The organism is Clostridium algidicarnis (assembly GCF_000703125.1).
Classification (GTDB): domain Bacteria; phylum Bacillota; class Clostridia; order Clostridiales; family Clostridiaceae; genus Clostridium_L; species Clostridium_L algidicarnis.
The window spans coordinates 2,753,554-2,769,670 of the sequence record NZ_JNLN01000001.1 but is presented as its reverse complement, the minus strand read 5'-3'; the positions used below and the strand labels follow the sequence as shown (position 1 = coordinate 2,769,670).

Genomic DNA, 16,117 nt, shown 5'->3' with positions numbered 1-16,117 from the left:
GGAGGTTATAGATGAAAGGTATAATAACAAAAGGTATCGGAGGATTTTACTATATAGATACTGTAGATGAAGTTTTTGAGTGTAAGGCCAGGGGTAAGTTCAGACATGATGAACTTACTCCAATGGTTGGTGATAAAGTTGAAATAACAGTAGAAAACGGTAAGGGCGTAATAGAAAAGATTTACAAGAGAAACTCAGAACTTACAAGACCTATGGTATCCAATGTAAGTCAAGCATTTATAGTTTTTGCAATTAAAGACCCAGACCTTAATATAGAACTTTTAAATAGGTTTATATTACTTTGTGAATACAACAATATAAAACCGATAATATGTATAAATAAAATAGATCTTTGTGAAAAAGAGGAATATCTTTATATTAAAGATATTTTCAAAGATTTGGGTTATGAACTTTTATTTATAAAAGCAACAGAAGAGGATAATCTTGAACCACTAAAAAAAATGCTTAAAGATAATGTAACAGTACTTTGTGGGCCTTCTGGATCGGGAAAATCCACTATATTAAATAGTCTTATAGGAAATTATAAGATGGAGACTGGCGAAGTAAGTAAAAAAATTGGTAGGGGAAAGCATACTACAAGGCATAGTGAATTAATTCAAATAGAACAGGGATTTTTATTAGATACTCCCGGGTTTTCTACTTTAGATGTGGATATTATGCCTAAGGAAGAACTCCAATACTTATTTCCAGAATTTTCATTTTACAGGCAGTGTAAGTTTAATTCTTGCCTTCATAATAAAGAGCCAGGTTGTAAAGTAAAAGAAGCATTAGATAAAGGTAACATAAGTAGAGTTAGGTATGACTTTTATATTAAAACATTAGAAGAAATTATGGGGAGGAGAAAAAAATGGTAAAGATAGCACCTTCAATATTATCAGCAGATTTTTCAAAATTAGGAGAGCATATAACAAGATTAGATAATAGCGAGGCGGACATTATACATATAGATGTTATGGATGGAAGGTTTGTACCTAATATTAGTTTTGGTATGCCAATTATTAAATCTATAAGACCTTACACAAAGAAAGAATTTGATGTACACCTTATGATAGAGGAACCGTCAAAATATATAGAAGAGTTTGCTAAAGCAGGAGCAGATATTATTACTGTACATTATGAATCAGAAAAGCATTTAGATAAAACTATTACTCATATAAAAGAGCTTGGAATAAAAGTTGCTGTAGCATTAAATCCAGCAACACCTATTAATGTATTAGAAAGCATATTAAAAGAATTAGATATGGTTTTAATTATGAGCGTAAACCCAGGATTTGGGGGACAAAAATATATAAAGTATTGTGATGAAAAGATTAAAGATTTAAAACAAATGATACTGAAAACTGGTAAGGATATAGCTATAGAAGTAGATGGCGGAATAGATTTAACTAATATTAAAGATGTATCAAATAGCGGAGCTGACATAATAGTTGCAGGATCTGCGGTGTTTAAACAAGATAGAATAGAAGAAAATATAAAAAACCTTAAAGAGGTTACAAAATGAAAATAGTTATAGTAGCAGGGGGAAATCCCCCCTCTTTTAATTTACTTAATGATGAGATTAGAGATTGTGATTTTCTTATAGCAGCTGATAAGGGAGGGGAAGTGCTTTATAGGGCAGGTATAAGCCCAAATATTTTACTTGGTGACTTCGACTCTATAGATGAAAAAGTTTTTAAATATTTTAAAAATAATTTAGAGGATATAGAAATATATCCAAAAGAAAAAGATTTTACAGACACAGAACTTGCTTTAATAAAGGCATTAGAAAAAAAGGCAAAAGAAATAGTTTTTTTAGGATGTACAGGAAGTAGATTAGATCATATGTTAGCAAATTTGGGGCTTTTAGAGACTTGCCTTGATAATGGAGTAGATGCGTATATAAAAGATGACAACAATTGTATATTTTTAAGAAATAAAAATTGTAGTCTTAAAGGCGAGTATGGCCAAATACTGTCATTTCAAGCTTTTAAGGAGGAGGTAGAAGAGTTTAATATATATGGTGCAAAGTATGACCTTCGAGACTATAGGCTTGCATTTGGAGACCCTAGGACGGTGTCTAATGAATTTTTAAAAGAAGATGTGAGAATTGAGTTTAAAAAAGGTATAGTTATGGTTATGTATTCTAAAGATTAAATTATTATAAAACAAAGTATTATAATTTGTGGTTAACCAAATAAGAGTTATTTTAAACAATAAAATTAATAAAATATGATAATCACCAAAGTAAAGATGTTTAATATAATAATTATTGGAGCAATATGTTTCGGGTGATTTATTTGGGTAAAAGATGGAATAAGAAAAAGTTTTATGGAATAGTAGTTGGGTGTGTAGGACTTGGAATGGTATTATCTGTATTAATGCCTCTGTGGGCATGGTTATTGGCTATTGGAGCTGGACTTGTATACTGTGGATGGTATATTTTCTGTGGTAAAAAGTAAAAAATCAACCATATATTTAATATATTTAGAAGCTAATTTAAGCCTAATCTCTTTTAAGGAGGCAATGTAACATGAAGATAATGGCAATAAAGTTACCTAAGTTCTTATCTAACATACTAAAAGCTCTAAAAAAAAGATAAATAAAAAATGCAATTGTATCTTAACAATTGCATTTTTTATCTTTTATATAGCTCTTTCAACCTTACCGGAACGAAGGCACCTTGTACAAACATGGACAGTCCTTGGAGTACCGTTAACTATGGCTTTTATTTTCTTTATATTTGGAGCCCATTTTCTTTTTGATTGACGGTGCGAGTGGCTGTATTGAACCCCTGACATAACACCTTTATCACAATATTCACATCTTCTTGACATTATAAAACACCTCCTCTAACTATAGAAGATAATATTCTTCATTTAGCACAAATAATATTCTATCAAATATTCAGATTTTGTGCAAGTAAAATATAAGGTTATTAGTAAATAAAGTAATTAAAATTTAAATTTTCTTGAATAAAGTGAAAAGTTAATATAGAATATATGATATGGAATTAATCAAGGAGGACTGAATATGATAGGAATATCTAATGAATATGGAAACGTAGAGTATTCAGACGAAGTTATAGCTAATATAGTAGGGTTATCTACTATGGAATGTTATGGTGTAGTAGGAATGGCTTCTAAAAGTGCTGCTGATGGTTTATGGCAATTACTGAAGATCGAAAATTTGAGTAAAGGCGTTAAAATTAATTATAAAAATGAAGAACTGACTATAGAATTATTTGTAGTAGTACAATATGGAACTAAAATATCTGTTATAGCTAATAATATTATTCAAAGAATAAGATATAATATAGAAAGCTATACAGCATTAAAGGTTTCTTGTATAACTGTGAATGTTCAAGGTATCAGGGTCTAGGAGGTTTACTTAAATGAAATATTTAAAAATAAATGGTGAGCATTTTTATAATGTAATGGTTAATGCTAGTAATAAATTAGAAGAACAAAAGGAGTTTGTTAATTCCTTAAATGTATTTCCAGTACCTGATGGGGACACAGGGACTAATATGTCAATGACATTTAAAGCAGCAGTAAAAGAAATAGAGGATATGAACTCTAAATCTATTAGCGAAGTTTCAAAGAAACTTGCTAAAGGAGCTCTTATGGGAGCTAGAGGTAATTCAGGAGTTATATTATCTCAAATACTAAGAGGTATTGCAAAAGGATTAGAAGGTAAGGAAGAAGCAAATGCTGAAGAGTTTGCAGAAAGTATAATGGAAGGTAGTAGATCTGCATATAAAGCAGTAATGAGACCAATAGAGGGTACAATCCTTACAGTGGTAAGGTCAGCAGGTGAAAATGCTCTGAAGAGTAAAGCTAAAGATATAACACTCCTTATGGATGACGTTTGCAAAGGTGCAGAAGATACTTTAAATAAGACACCTGATATGTTACCAGTTTTAAAAAGTGCTAAGGTAGTAGATTCTGGTGGAATGGGACTTTTAATAATATTAAAAGGAATTCATGAAGCTTTAAGAGATGATGTTAAATCTACGCTTGGAGATTTTCATTCAATAGCCACTAATATATCTGCTGCTAACAATCTTGAACCTCATGATATTAAATTTGGTTATTGTACCGAATTTATAATTTTAGGAGATTCATCTAAAGCAGAAGATTTTAAAAGGGAAGTAGAAGCTCAGGGCGATTCTATGATAGTTGTCGGTTATGAAGATGTAATTAAAGTTCATATTCATACCAATGATCCTGGAAATGTTTTATCAAAAGCAGTAGCAATTGGAGAACTTTCAAAAATTAAAATTGATAATATGAGGGAAGAACATAGAAGTTTAATTATAGATCAAGAAAAATATAAAGAAGAAACTAAAGAAGAACAAAAAAAATATGGATTCATTTCTGTATCTATGGGAGAGGGAATAGAACATATTTTTAAAGACTTAGGAGTAGACTATATTATATCAGGTGGCCAAACCATGAATCCTAGTACAGAAGAAATAGTAAAAAGTATAGAAAAGGTAAATGCAGAAAATATATTTATATTGCCAAACAATAAAAATATAATTATGTCAGCAACTCAAGCCGCGGAGCTTTCAGAAAAAAATGTTGTTGTTATACCTACAAAAAGTATACCACAAGGTATAACTTGTGTTACTATGTTTAATCCTGATGGAGATGTAGAAGAAAACTTAGAAGTTATGAAAGAAAGTATTGAATCTGTTATATCAGCATCTATAACTTATGCTGTCCGTGATACTGAGATGGACGGAATTGAAATAAAAGAAGGAAATATACTAGGACTTGTTGAAGGTAAAATTAAAGAAGTTGGTAGTGAGATATACGACGTTAGCGAAAAATTGTTAGAAAAGATAGTTGACGCGGATAAATCGCTTATAACTCTTTTTTACGGAGCAGACTGCACAAAAGAAGAAGTAGAAAAGTTTGCTTTAAAATTAGAAGGTATATATGAAAATATAGACATTCAATTTTACGAAGGAAAACAGCCTTTGTATTATTTCATAATTTCTGTAGAATAATTTAAAAAGCCTACGGGCTTTTTTTGCTATGAGGTGTTATTTGTGAATCTTTATAAAGATATAGAAGAATTAAAAGGAGTTGGCGCTAAAACAAAAGAAAATTTAAATAAATGTGGTATATTCACGGTTATGGATCTTTTATTATATTTTCCAAAAACTTATGAGTTTGTAAACAATGAAACTTTATGGAGTGAAAACTTTGAAAAAGAAAAATTAGTATTAACTTGCACTTTTAAAGGAGTTAAAAGTCATATTAAGACTAGAACAGGTAAACATCTTATTACCTTAAATTTTAGCTACAAAAATATGAAAGTTATAGCGAAGTGGTTTAATCAACCATACATAAAAACAAAGTTTAACATTGACGAAGAATATGTACTTTTTGGAAGCTATAAAAAGAGTGGAGATATTTTAGAAATTACTAATCCTCTTATAGGAAGTAAAGAGCTTAAAACTGGAAATATTATATCCAAATATATACTTCAGGACAAATTGACTAATAAAATCATATTGAAATTGATAAATAGTGTCTTAGATAATATAGAAATAAAAGAAAATTTACCACAAGATTTATTGCAAAAACATAATTTTATGTCCTTAGATAGTTCTATTAGAAACATACATTTCCCAAAAAATATGGAAAGTTTAAATAAAGCTAAAGAAAGGCTGAAATTTCAAGAGCTTTTTACTTATTCCTTAAAAATATTAATGTTAAAGAAAAAACTTCAGTTTAATACAAAGGGGATAGCTTTTAAAATGGATGAATCCTTAACTAATCTAAAAGAAAGTTTACCATTTAAACTTACAAAAGCTCAAAGTAGAACTGTGAGAGAAATTCTTATAGATGAAAAAAGAGCTTATCCAATGAATAGGTTAGTACAAGGAGATGTAGGAAGTGGGAAGACTATAATTGCCATAATAGCAATGTTTAATGTAGTTAAAAATAATTATCAAGCAATATTTATGGCTCCTACTGAGATTCTTGCAAATCAACATTATAAAGAATGTAAAGACATATTAAATAAATTTGCTATTGAAATAGAACTACTTACTGGAAGTACATCACCAAAGGAAAAAGAAAGAATTAAAAAAGATCTAAAAGAAGGTAAACCAATGATAGCAATAGGTACACATGCTTTAATCGAAGAAGATGTAAAAGCCTTGAAGCTAGGTATCATAATAACAGATGAACAACATAGGTTTGGAGTACATCAAAGAAGTAAGCTTATAAATAAAGAAGAAACTGCAGATGTGTTAGTAATGACAGCAACTCCGATACCTAGGACTTTATCACTATATTTATATGGAGACTTAGATGTTTCAATTATAGATGAACTGCCTCCTGGAAGACAAAAAATAGATACTGTTTTTTATAATCAAAAACAAAGAGGGCTAGCTTATAAATTTTTATTCGAAGAAATAAAAAAGGGACGTCAAGCTTATATTGTATGTCCACTTATAGAAGAAAATGAAAAATTAGATCTTAACTCTGTAAACAAATTATATGAAGAGTTAAAACAAACATATCTGAATAAGGAAACTGTAGAGATACTTCATGGAAAAATGAAACCATTAGTAAAACAAGATATAATGACTAAGTTTAAAAATGGAGAAGTATCTGTTTTAATTTCAACTACGGTTATAGAAGTTGGGGTAAATGTTCCTAATGCTACAGTAATGATTGTAGAAAACGCTGAAAGATTTGGTCTATCTCAGCTTCATCAACTAAGGGGAAGGGTTGGAAGAGGAACTTATAAATCATATTGTATGCTTATAGGGGAAGCTAAAAGTAATACAACTAAGAAAAGAATGATGACTATGGTAGAAAGTAACGATGGATTTTATATAGCGGAGCAAGATTTAAAATTAAGAGGGTCTGGAGAGCTATTTGGAATTAAACAACATGGAGAGACGGGACTTATATTGGCTGATATAATGGAGGATATAGAATTATTTAAAATAGCTAATAATGAAGCACACCAAGTTATAAATAGCAATCTTTATATAAATAAACTACTGATAGAAGAAATAATGAGTTACTTAGAAAGTAGTTCTAAATATATTTGTTTTAATTAATATAAAAACTTTGTATATTATAAATTCCTATGGTAAAATGTATAAAAGTAATTTTGAGGAGGATGGCATATGAGAATAATAGCTGGTGTAGCAAGGGGAAGAAAGTTACTTGCTCCTGTTAACCTAGATACAAGGCCAACTTTAGATAGAGTAAAAGAGGCCATGTTTAGTATGATACAATTAAGAATCCCAAATGCCACAACACTAGATGTTTTTGCAGGTACTGGCAGCTTAGGTTTAGAAAGCGTAAGTAGAGGTGCGAAGGAATGTTATTTAATAGATAAAAGTCCTGTAACCTTTCCTTTATTAAAACAAAATGTAGAAAATTTAAAGTTTCAAGATAAGGCATATTGCCTTAACATGGATTCTTATGAAGCATTAAAGAGGCTTGGTAAATCTGAAAATAAATTTGATGTAATATTTATAGATCCACCTTACATGAAAGAGATGATACCTAAGGCCATAGAACTCGTACATAGTAACAGTTTACTTGCTAAGGGAGGGCTTATAGTAACAAAGATTGATAGTCAAGAGGAAATATATGAAGGCAATGGCTTTATAATACTAAAGGATCATAGAAGATACGGAAATACAACTATATGTTTTTATGATTATAAGGAGGACTAAGCCCATGAGAAGAGTTGTTTATCCGGGAAGTTTTGACCCCATAACAAATGGACATTTGGATATAATAAAAAGATCCTCTGAAGTATTTGATGAAGTTACGGTTGGAGTTTTAGTTAATGTTGATAAAAAAGGGCTTTTTGACATTGAAGAAAGAGTAGAACTTATAAGAAAAGTTGTTAAGCCATATAAAAATGTCAAAGTAGATAGTTTTGATGGCTTATTAATAGACTTTATGAAAGAAAAAGATATTAAAGTAATTGTTAAAGGGTTAAGGGCATTTTCAGATTTCGAATATGAATTTCAAATGGCACTTATGAATAATAAATTAGATTCATCTATAGAAACTGTTTTTATGATGACAAATGCAAAATATTCTTACTTAAGTTCTTCTTCAGTTAGACAAGTAGCTAAGTTTGGTGGATGTATAAAAGGATTAGTTCCGGACGAAATAATATCTACAATAGTAGAAAAAGCTAAAATATAGGGGTGATTTAAATGGACGTTATTCAATTATTAGAATATCTTCAAGAAATAATAGATAGTGCGTCGAAAGTTCCCATTACTGGAAAGATAGTACTAGATAAAAAGGAAATGCTAGAGGTAATTGATCAAATAATAAATTATATGCCAGATGAATTTAAAAAAGCTCAATGGGTTTTAAGCGAAAAAGAAAGAATTCTTGCAGAAGCTAGAGAAGAGTATGACAATATAAAGGGTCAAACTGTAGAGATGATGAAAAAACAGGTAGAAAATCATGATATAACAAAAGAAGCTAAAATAAAGTCTCAAGATATAATAGCTGTAGCTCAAAGAGATGCTAAGGCCATAAGGCTCGGTGCAAGGGATTATGCCGATGAAGTATTGTGTCAATTAGATGAAGAGATGAAAGAAAATAGCAAAAAAATGATGAAAAATGTAAAAAAAGATGTAGAAGATTTTATGAAAAACCTGTCTGAAGATTTATCACAAAACTCATCTACAATAAGAGAAAATATAAAGGAATTAAGAAACATCAAATAATTTTTTTGAAAAATAGTGTGCAAAGTAAATAAAGAGTAATAATAAAATAGGAATATAGCTTTTAAAACTTATAGTTAGAGGAGTCTTATTCGAAAAAGTAAAAAGTGTTCTATCATTTAAAAATAATAAGGATACAAGGGTTATAATGAAACTTATAACACCTTGAATTACTTTTCTTATGACGTATTTAATTATTGAAATTTCTTTGTATTTATGTGTGAAGGAATGAATTTGAGCTATTATTGCAAGCCCACTAAAGGCACATAAAAAACTAATAAAACATAGGCTTAAAACATAATTTATATTTCCTTTAGATAAAAGATAACAGCCGTTTGTAACTTCTATTAAACCTAAAATGATTCCACTTAAAGCGTTTTTTGGTAAAGAAGACTCCATATATATTTTATTTAAAACAATGTTGAAGACAACATTGTTTTTTATTATAGCTAAAATAACAGAGAATATTACAACGTAAGATCCGATGTTAAGCGTTGTGGCTATTGCATTTTCTATAGAAGATTTAAGCACCATTCCTAAATTGTTATTTTTACTTGCCTTAATAGTTTTAACCTTTAATTTTGACACAGGTTCTTTATATTTATGTTTTAAAATAATAGCCATAAAAACACAAGATAAATAATTAGAAAAAAGTAATAGGTAACCAGCTCTTGTATTTCCAAGCATAGATGTTCCGACAGATCCTATTAAAAAAAGCGGACTAGAATTTGAAGCTATACTTATTAGCTTAGAAAGCTCTGATGAATTTATGTTACCTAAGTCGTACAATTCACAGCTATATTTTGCACCTAAAGGGTAACCGCATAACATGCTAATGATTAGAGCAAAGCTAGCTTCTTTAGGTAATCCCAGGGGCTTGGAGATTAAGGGACCAAGGAATGTTGAATAAATATTTACTCCATCATAAGCAACTAGAATATTAGTTATAATTATAAATGGAAATAAAGATGGAAATAAAGATGTGAAAAAGAGCTTGGCACCATTTATAGAAGCGTCTATGCATAAAGTTGGATTTAAAATAAAGTTAATTATGAAATAAGTTAATATTATTGTCATCAAAATATTTACCTTATTGTATTTTAATAAGTAAAACAATAAAATGATAATCAAAACTATAGTTATAAATAAAAGAAATTTCACAATCATTCCTCCAATAAATAAAAGCATTGAAATAGTATAGGGATCTCGACGGTACACCATACTAAAAAGTATATTGAAAGATGTGAAGGAATATTAACAAAATAAGTATATTTATTTAATTATTATAGGGCTTTTAAAATAATCTTCATTGTATCTTATAGAAGGATTTAATATACTGTATGCTTTAGTGCTTTGTAAATCTAATTCTAACATTGGACATAAACTTTTAGGAAGTTTTGTATATATTTGAAGTGAGGAAGTGTTTTTGATTTTTTTTAGAAGCTCAGCTCCTTTATCATTAAAAGCCAAAACACGTATATAACTTGGATCACTTCTTCTCAAATTATCAATAGAATAATTCTCAAATCCAATGAAATACTGGCACAATAGCCGATTTATTCTTGTGGAAGCATATCTTTTACTTTTAATTTTAGAAAAAGATTCTTCATAAGTAGAGCCATCCCATAAACTTTTATATATTTTATTGTATAATCCTTCAGAAGCTTCTGGAATTTGCTTTAAAGAATTGTTATCTGTTAAGGCTTTATATTTTATAAATGGGAATATATTCTCTATTTGAGGAAATGTATAATTGTCTTTGATTAAAGTTTCTATAAGGGTGTAAGAAGATTTTGGTAGATGACTTTTAAGTAATGTTAAATCATCTGAAGTTTTAAGATGATTTCTTATGGAGGTTGCGCTAGAAAAACTCGCATTTAAACCTTCATCGTTGTAATTTGAACCAAGCCTTTTAATGGTAAAAGGCTCTATAGTACTATCTAGTGAATATAAAGCTTTTAAATATTCTATAGCTAATATATTATTTGAAGAGCTTAAAAGGTTTGTTATAAAGTCTATAGTATACATTGGAAAGTTATCAGTAATATATTCAGTTAGAGCTAGAGATCTTGCTTTTGCAAAGGCAAGTCCGTAAGATAGCTTAGATTTAAGCAAAGACTTATATGCATGAGGCTCATTGCAAAGAATAGATGCTATAAGTTTTAAGGGCTCGATATCACCAACTTCACTTCCAAAACTTAAATAATCAACTATTCCTAAAGAATTTAATATTTGAGCAGAGCCCTTTGCAAAAAATTCTGCTGATGAAAGGCTAAATATTACAGGAAGTTCAATTACAAGGTCTATTCCGTTTGAAACAGACACCTTTGACTTATTCCATTTATCAATATAAGAGGGTAGACCTCTTTGGACAAAGTTACCACTCATTATAGATATGAGATAATCACAATTTAATTCTTTTTTAGTTTTCTCGATGTGAAGTTTATGGCCGTTATGCAATGGATTATACTCAGAGATAATAGCAGCTACTTTCATAAAAAGACCTCCTTTGGTTTAATAAAATTTTATTAAAAAGTGATATTAATAAAACAATTTTGCAATAAAGATAAAAAACTATCAAACTAAAGTCAATATAGACTTTAAAAATAACTCAATCTATAGTATTATACTATAGAGAAATACATATTGAAACTTCAACTTATATTTTTAAATTTCAATATATAACGTTTTATCCGATGGCTACCATCCGCAACACCCCTCTCCTCTTCAAGGTGGGGGATGACGGCTGCTACGCCCTGGATAAGTTCTTCTAAGACTGAGATGGAGAGATGTATTCCTTATAAGCAAACTCCACCTAAGTCTAAAAATCACTTGATAAAAAAAATATAATTATTGTTGGAGTTTATAAAAAGTATATTAAAAAAGCAGCCTTAATTAAATGAGAGGAGAAATGAGCATGGAATTTATGAAGAACATATGGGAATCTGCAAAGTCAGATAGAAAAAAAATAGTTCTTCCAGAAGGCGATGAAGATAGAACACTTATCGCCAGTGAAAAAATCAATAAAGAAGGTCTTGCAGATATTATATTAGTTGGTAGCAGCATTATAATAAAAGCAAAAGCAAAAGTTTTAGGGGTGGACATAGAGGGTATACAAATAGAGGATCCTGAAACATCATCTAATACAGATAAATATGCGGAAGAATTTTATGAACTAAGGAAAAAGAAAGGCATGACTAAAGAAAAGGCCTTAAAAATAGTAAAGGATCCCCTTTACTATGGTACAATGATGGTTAAGATGAATGATGCTAACGGCATGGTATCAGGTGCTGTACATACTACAGGAGACCTTTTAAGACCGGGACTTCAAATAATAAAAACAGCGCCAGGGGTATCGGTAGTATCTAGTTTTTTCATTATGATGGTTCCAGATCATAATTATGGTGATGATGGAATGTTAATATTTTCAGACTGTGCGGTTAACCCAAGCCCAACAGCAGATGAATTAGCTGCTATAGCTATAGCTACAGCTGAAACAGCAAAAAATTTATGTAAAATAGAACCTAAGGTTGCCATGTTATCTTTTTCAACTATGGGAAGTGCTGAACATGAATTAGTTGAAAAGGTAAGAAATGCTACACAAATTGCAAAAGATAGAAGACCTGACCTAGATATAGATGGAGAGATGCAACTTGATGCTGCTATAGTTCCTAAAGTTGCTAATCAAAAAGCTCCAAATAGTAAGGTTGCAGGAAATGCTAATGTACTTATATTCCCAGATTTACAATCAGGAAATATAGGATATAAGCTAGTTCAAAGATTTGGAAGGGCAGAAGCTATAGGACCTATATCTCAAGGATTCGCAAAGCCTATAAACGATTTATCTAGAGGATGTAGCTCTGAGGATATAGTAAATGTGGTGGCTTTGACTGCGGTTCAAGCTCAAACAAGTAAGTAAATAAAATTATTAGTGTTTAAAACGAAAGGGGAAAATCAAATGAAAGTATTAGTTATTAATTGTGGAAGTTCATCATTAAAATATCAATTAATTGATATGACAAATGAGAAATCTTTAGCTCAAGGATTAGTTGAAAGAATTGGTATTGAAGGATCAATATTAACACAAAAGGTAGAGGGTAGAGATAAGTACATTGTTAAAGAGCCTATGAATGACCATAAAGATGCAATTAGTATAGTATTAAATGCCTTAGTTAACAAAGAAAGTGGAGTTATAAGCAGCATGGATGAGATTAATGCTGTAGGTCATAGAGTTGTTCATGGTGGAGAAAAATATTCTAAGTCAGTAATTATAGATGAAACAGTTATGAAAGAACTTGAAGAGTGCGCAAAACTTGCACCACTTCATAACCCACCAAATATAATTGGAATAAACGCATGTAAGGAACTTATGCCACAAACTCCTATGGTAGTAGTATTTGATACTGCATTCCACCAAACTATGCCTGAAAAAGCATATATGTATGCATTACCATATGAACTATATAAAGAGAATAAAATCAGAAAATATGGCTTCCACGGAACATCACATAAATATGTTTCAAAAGTAGCATCAGAATGTATGAACAAAGATTTAAAAGATATAAAGATGATAACTTGCCATTTAGGTAATGGAGCTAGCATTGCGGCTATTAATGATGGAGTATGCGTTGATACAAGCATGGGATTCACTCCACTTGCAGGTATAGTCATGGGAACAAGATGTGGAGATATAGACCCTGCAATAGTTACATATTTAATAAAGGAAGTTGGTTATTCTGTAGAAGAGACTAACAATATATTAAATAAAAAATCAGGTGTTCTAGGTTTATCAGGAGTAAGCAGTGACTTTAGAGATATTGAAAATGCAGTGGGTGAAGGTAACAAAAGAGCAGCTTTAGCATTAGATGTATTTAATTATAGAGTTAAACAAACAATAGGGTCTTACGCAGCATCAATAAGTGGACTTGATTGTCTTGTATTTACTGCAGGACTTGGTGAAAACTCACCTGACACAAGAGAAGCAATCTGTGATGGATTAGAATTTTTAGGAGTTAAAATAGATAAAGAGAAAAATAATGTAAGAGGTAAAGTTACTGAAATAAGTGCATCAGATTCAAAAGTCAAAGTTTTTGTTATACCTACTAACGAAGAACTTATGATAGCAAGAGATACAAAAGAACTTTTGAACAAATAGTAAGAAACATCTTGACTTTTAATGGGCAAGTTTATATAATAAATTGTGGTTATAAGCAAAATATAATTACTAAGGAGAGAAGTGAAAGATTTAAAGTATTATCTGTAATCTTTCAAAGTTAAAGCTATGAGTGTAGAAATTATAGAATTAAACAAAGGCAAGTCTTTTAAGAAAGAAGTATCTTTTATTTATAATAAAGATACGATAAGTTATGACGGAGAAGATATAGGTTTTGTAAGACCCATAGCAGTAAGTGGAGATATAAGTTCTAATGGGGACGTAATAACTCTAATAGCTAAGGTCAAAACAGAATTAGAACTTACATGTTCTAGATGTCTTGAAAAGTTTAATTATCCTCTAAATTTAAATTTGAATGAAGAATTTTCTTTTGATGAAGAAATAGAGGATGAGAATATAATCATTTTAAATAGTGATAATTTAGATATTGCTGAAGTTGTAGAAAACAGTATAATATTAACATTACCTATGAAGAAGCTTTGTAGTGAAGATTGTAAAGGTCTTTGCCAAATTTGTGGGACTAATCTAAACAATCAAAGTTGTGATTGTGATAAAGATATTATTGATCCGAGATTGGCAAAGTTAAAACAACTGTTTTTAGATGATTAAGGAGGTGTTATAAATGGGAAATCCAGCGAGAAAATTTTCTAAAGGTAGAAGAGACTCAAGGAGAGCGCAAACTTTTAAATTAAGTGCGCCAGGAATTGTTGAATGTCCACAATGCCATGAAATGAAACTTGGACATAGAGTATGTAAGAACTGTGGTTTTTACAAAGGTAAAGAAATAGTTGCTACTGAAGCAAAATAATGTAGGAAAGGAAAGTCTTAGGGCTTTCTTTTCTTTATATCTGAAATTAAAAGGGGCGTGTTAACCGTGAAAATTGCTGTAGATGGAATGGGTGGAGATAATTCTCCTAGAATAGTTGTAGAAGGCTCAATTCAAGCTTTGAAAGAATTTGAAGACTTACAGATAATAATTACAGGGAAACAAAATGAAATAAATAAAGAACTCTCTAAATATGAATATGATAAAAATAAAATTACCGTTGTTAATGCAACTGAGGTAATAGACACTAATGATCATCCTGTAATGGCAATAAGGAGAAAAAAGGATTCTAGTTTGGTTAAAGCATTAAATTTAGTGAAAAACAATGAAGCGGATGCTATAATTTCTGCGGGTAGCACTGGTGCCTTTATGGCGGGATCTCTTTTCATAGTAGGACGTATTAATGGTATTGATAGACCAGCTCTTGCACCAATAATGCCAGGTAAAAATGGAAAGTTTATGGTGGTAGATTGTGGTGCTAATGTAGATTGTAAGCCTAATAATCTTGTTCAGTTTGCCCATATGGGGAAAATATATTTTGAAAATGTTTTAGGCGTTAAGAATCCATCTATAGGGTTAGTTAACATAGGTGTAGAAGAGGAAAAAGGAAATGAATTAACTAAGGCTACTTACAAGTTGCTTAAAAATGAAGCTATTAACTTCGTAGGTAATATAGAGCCTAGAGATGTTCCATTAGGAAATACAGATATAGTGGTATGTGATGGGTTTGTAGGAAATACTATTTTAAAGATGTATGAAGGTGTGTCTTCTAGTATATTCGATGTTTTAAAATCTGAAATAATGAGTTCTACAAGAACTAAAATTGGTGGACTTTTATTAAAGCCTATATTCAAAGAATTTAAAATTAAATTTGATTATAAAGAATATGGTGGAGCAGCTTTTATAGGTGTAAAGGGTATATGTATAAAGGCACATGGAAGCTCAGATGGAAAAGCCTTGAAAAATGCTATAAAGCAAGCTATTATATTTTACGATAATAAGATTATAGAAAAAATAAGTAATGAAATAGAAAGTTTGTAATATTAAGTTCTTTCTATTGACGATGAATAATATATGTAATATTATCTAATTATAGAATTTCGTTGGGAGGTGATAATATGACATTTGAAAAGATAAAAGCAATTATAGCTGATAAATTAAGTGTTGACGAGAATGAGATTAATATGGAATCATCTTTTATAGAAGATTTAGGAGCAGATTCTCTTGATATAGTTGAACTTATAATGGCCCTTGAGGATGAATTTGACTTAGAGATGGCCGATGAAGATGCAGAAAAGATGGTTATAGTTAAAGATGTAGTTGATTATATAAAAGAGCATATTGAAGAATAGTGTAAAGTCCCGTATATCGGGGCTTTATTTAT

Annotated in this window: 20 protein-coding genes; 17 read left to right on the top strand and 3 right to left on the bottom strand. The window is 30.1% G+C overall.

Annotated features, from left to right (window positions below; translation table 11 throughout):
* The first annotated feature begins 11 nt into the window (after positions 1–11).
* The 5 genes from rsgA (at position 12) to spoVM (ending at position 2,599) form a co-directional block, all read left to right on the top strand.
* On the top strand, positions 12–875 hold the full coding sequence (gene rsgA, locus BV55_RS0113265; RefSeq protein ID WP_029453292.1) for a ribosome small subunit-dependent GTPase A: 864 nt from the start codon (positions 12–14) through the stop codon (positions 873–875).
* Positions 869–1,522, top strand: a complete 654-nt coding sequence (gene rpe / locus BV55_RS0113260) for a ribulose-phosphate 3-epimerase (RefSeq protein ID WP_029453291.1) — start codon at positions 869–871, stop codon at positions 1,520–1,522. The genes rsgA and rpe overlap by 7 nt, the downstream gene beginning before the upstream one ends.
* Positions 1,519–2,154, top strand: a complete 636-nt coding sequence (locus tag BV55_RS0113255; protein ID WP_029453290.1) for a thiamine diphosphokinase — start codon at positions 1,519–1,521, stop codon at positions 2,152–2,154. Before rpe ends, BV55_RS0113255 begins: the two co-directional genes overlap by 4 nt.
* A gap of 143 nt (positions 2,155–2,297) precedes the next feature.
* A complete protein-coding gene (locus BV55_RS15735) occupies positions 2,298–2,459 on the top strand; it encodes a hypothetical protein (protein ID WP_169993891.1) in 162 nt (53 codons plus the stop codon).
* Between the two features lie 71 nt (positions 2,460–2,530).
* Entirely contained in the window at positions 2,531–2,599 is a 69-nt protein-coding gene (gene spoVM, locus BV55_RS15970; protein WP_104409117.1) for a stage V sporulation protein SpoVM, read from the top strand.
* A 43-nt stretch (positions 2,600–2,642) separates the two neighbouring features.
* Here spoVM and rpmB read toward each other — a convergent pair whose 3' ends face one another.
* Complete coding sequence (gene rpmB, locus BV55_RS0113245; protein ID WP_029453289.1) at positions 2,643–2,834, bottom strand: 50S ribosomal protein L28; 192 nt, start codon at positions 2,832–2,834, stop codon at positions 2,643–2,645.
* A gap of 196 nt (positions 2,835–3,030) precedes the next feature.
* Here rpmB and BV55_RS0113240 point away from each other — a divergent pair, with 196 nt between their 5' ends.
* The 6 genes from BV55_RS0113240 (at position 3,031) to BV55_RS0113215 (ending at position 8,737) form a co-directional block, all read left to right on the top strand.
* On the top strand, positions 3,031–3,378 hold the full coding sequence (locus tag BV55_RS0113240) for an Asp23/Gls24 family envelope stress response protein (RefSeq protein WP_029453288.1): 348 nt from the start codon (positions 3,031–3,033) through the stop codon (positions 3,376–3,378).
* A gap of 13 nt (positions 3,379–3,391) precedes the next feature.
* The gene (locus BV55_RS0113235; protein ID WP_029453287.1) at positions 3,392–5,014 is read left to right on the top strand and encodes a DAK2 domain-containing protein; all 1,623 of its coding nucleotides are present in this window, start codon (positions 3,392–3,394) and stop codon (positions 5,012–5,014) included.
* Positions 5,015–5,056: 42 nt separating this feature from the next.
* On the top strand, positions 5,057–7,090 hold the full coding sequence (gene recG, locus BV55_RS0113230; protein WP_029453286.1) for an ATP-dependent DNA helicase RecG: 2,034 nt from the start codon (positions 5,057–5,059) through the stop codon (positions 7,088–7,090).
* Positions 7,091–7,159: 69 nt separating this feature from the next.
* Positions 7,160–7,717 (top strand): 16S rRNA (guanine(966)-N(2))-methyltransferase RsmD, encoded by a 558-nt coding sequence (gene rsmD / locus BV55_RS0113225; RefSeq protein ID WP_029453285.1) that lies wholly within the window; start codon positions 7,160–7,162, stop codon positions 7,715–7,717.
* A gap of 4 nt (positions 7,718–7,721) precedes the next feature.
* Positions 7,722–8,201, top strand: a complete 480-nt coding sequence (coaD, locus tag BV55_RS0113220; protein WP_029453284.1) for a pantetheine-phosphate adenylyltransferase — start codon at positions 7,722–7,724, stop codon at positions 8,199–8,201.
* Between the two features lie 11 nt (positions 8,202–8,212).
* Entirely contained in the window at positions 8,213–8,737 is a 525-nt protein-coding gene (locus BV55_RS0113215) for a hypothetical protein (RefSeq protein WP_029453283.1), read from the top strand.
* On the opposite strand, the gene ylbJ is transcribed toward BV55_RS0113215, so the two are convergent.
* Both ylbJ and BV55_RS0113205 read right to left on the bottom strand, forming a co-directional pair.
* The gene (gene ylbJ, locus BV55_RS0113210) at positions 8,720–9,895 is read right to left on the bottom strand and encodes a sporulation integral membrane protein YlbJ (RefSeq protein WP_051652511.1); all 1,176 of its coding nucleotides are present in this window, start codon (positions 9,893–9,895) and stop codon (positions 8,720–8,722) included. The genes BV55_RS0113215 and ylbJ overlap by 18 nt on opposite strands.
* Before the next feature lie 111 nt (positions 9,896–10,006).
* A complete protein-coding gene (locus BV55_RS0113205) occupies positions 10,007–11,230 on the bottom strand; it encodes a nucleotidyltransferase (RefSeq protein WP_029453281.1) in 1,224 nt (407 codons plus the stop codon).
* A gap of 421 nt (positions 11,231–11,651) precedes the next feature.
* Here BV55_RS0113205 and pta point away from each other — a divergent pair, with 421 nt between their 5' ends.
* The 6 genes from pta (at position 11,652) to acpP (ending at position 16,085) form a co-directional block, all read left to right on the top strand.
* Positions 11,652–12,653 carry a phosphate acetyltransferase gene (gene pta, locus BV55_RS0113195; RefSeq protein WP_029453280.1) on the top strand — a complete coding sequence of 334 codons (1,002 nt, stop codon included), beginning with the start codon at positions 11,652–11,654 and terminating at the stop codon, positions 12,651–12,653.
* 39 nt (positions 12,654–12,692) lie between these two features.
* Complete coding sequence (locus BV55_RS0113190; protein ID WP_029453279.1) at positions 12,693–13,889, top strand: acetate kinase; 1,197 nt, start codon at positions 12,693–12,695, stop codon at positions 13,887–13,889.
* A 126-nt stretch (positions 13,890–14,015) separates the two neighbouring features.
* On the top strand, positions 14,016–14,516 hold the full coding sequence (locus BV55_RS0113185) for a YceD family protein (protein WP_029453278.1): 501 nt from the start codon (positions 14,016–14,018) through the stop codon (positions 14,514–14,516).
* Between the two features lie 13 nt (positions 14,517–14,529).
* Positions 14,530–14,715 (top strand): 50S ribosomal protein L32, encoded by a 186-nt coding sequence (rpmF, locus tag BV55_RS0113180; protein ID WP_029453277.1) that lies wholly within the window; start codon positions 14,530–14,532, stop codon positions 14,713–14,715.
* A 66-nt stretch (positions 14,716–14,781) separates the two neighbouring features.
* The gene (plsX, locus tag BV55_RS0113175; protein ID WP_029453276.1) at positions 14,782–15,774 is read left to right on the top strand and encodes a phosphate acyltransferase PlsX; all 993 of its coding nucleotides are present in this window, start codon (positions 14,782–14,784) and stop codon (positions 15,772–15,774) included.
* A gap of 77 nt (positions 15,775–15,851) precedes the next feature.
* Entirely contained in the window at positions 15,852–16,085 is a 234-nt protein-coding gene (acpP, locus tag BV55_RS0113170) for an acyl carrier protein (protein ID WP_029453275.1), read from the top strand.
* The last annotated feature ends 32 nt before the right edge of the window (positions 16,086–16,117 follow it).

Excerpts from the sequence above, each read along its gene's own strand:
- rsgA (WP_029453292.1), top strand. The coding sequence starts at position 12 with ATGAAAGGTATAATAACAAAAGGTATCGGAGGATTTTACTATATAGAT.
- rpe (WP_029453291.1), top strand. The coding sequence starts at position 869 with ATGGTAAAGATAGCACCTTCAATATTATCAGCAGATTTTTCAAAATTA.
- BV55_RS0113255 (WP_029453290.1), top strand. The coding sequence starts at position 1,519 with ATGAAAATAGTTATAGTAGCAGGGGGAAATCCCCCCTCTTTTAATTTA.
- rpmB (WP_029453289.1), bottom strand. The coding sequence starts at position 2,834 with ATGTCAAGAAGATGTGAATATTGTGATAAAGGTGTTATGTCAGGGGTT.
- BV55_RS0113240 (WP_029453288.1), top strand. The coding sequence starts at position 3,031 with ATGATAGGAATATCTAATGAATATGGAAACGTAGAGTATTCAGACGAA.
- BV55_RS0113235 (WP_029453287.1), top strand. The coding sequence starts at position 3,392 with ATGAAATATTTAAAAATAAATGGTGAGCATTTTTATAATGTAATGGTT.
- rsmD (WP_029453285.1), top strand. The coding sequence starts at position 7,160 with ATGAGAATAATAGCTGGTGTAGCAAGGGGAAGAAAGTTACTTGCTCCT.
- coaD (WP_029453284.1), top strand. The coding sequence starts at position 7,722 with ATGAGAAGAGTTGTTTATCCGGGAAGTTTTGACCCCATAACAAATGGA.
- BV55_RS0113215 (WP_029453283.1), top strand. The coding sequence starts at position 8,213 with ATGGACGTTATTCAATTATTAGAATATCTTCAAGAAATAATAGATAGT.
- BV55_RS0113205 (WP_029453281.1), bottom strand. The coding sequence starts at position 11,230 with ATGAAAGTAGCTGCTATTATCTCTGAGTATAATCCATTGCATAACGGC.
- pta (WP_029453280.1), top strand. The coding sequence starts at position 11,652 with ATGGAATTTATGAAGAACATATGGGAATCTGCAAAGTCAGATAGAAAA.
- BV55_RS0113190 (WP_029453279.1), top strand. The coding sequence starts at position 12,693 with ATGAAAGTATTAGTTATTAATTGTGGAAGTTCATCATTAAAATATCAA.
- BV55_RS0113185 (WP_029453278.1), top strand. The coding sequence starts at position 14,016 with ATGAGTGTAGAAATTATAGAATTAAACAAAGGCAAGTCTTTTAAGAAA.
- rpmF (WP_029453277.1), top strand. The coding sequence starts at position 14,530 with ATGGGAAATCCAGCGAGAAAATTTTCTAAAGGTAGAAGAGACTCAAGG.
- acpP (WP_029453275.1), top strand. The coding sequence starts at position 15,852 with ATGACATTTGAAAAGATAAAAGCAATTATAGCTGATAAATTAAGTGTT.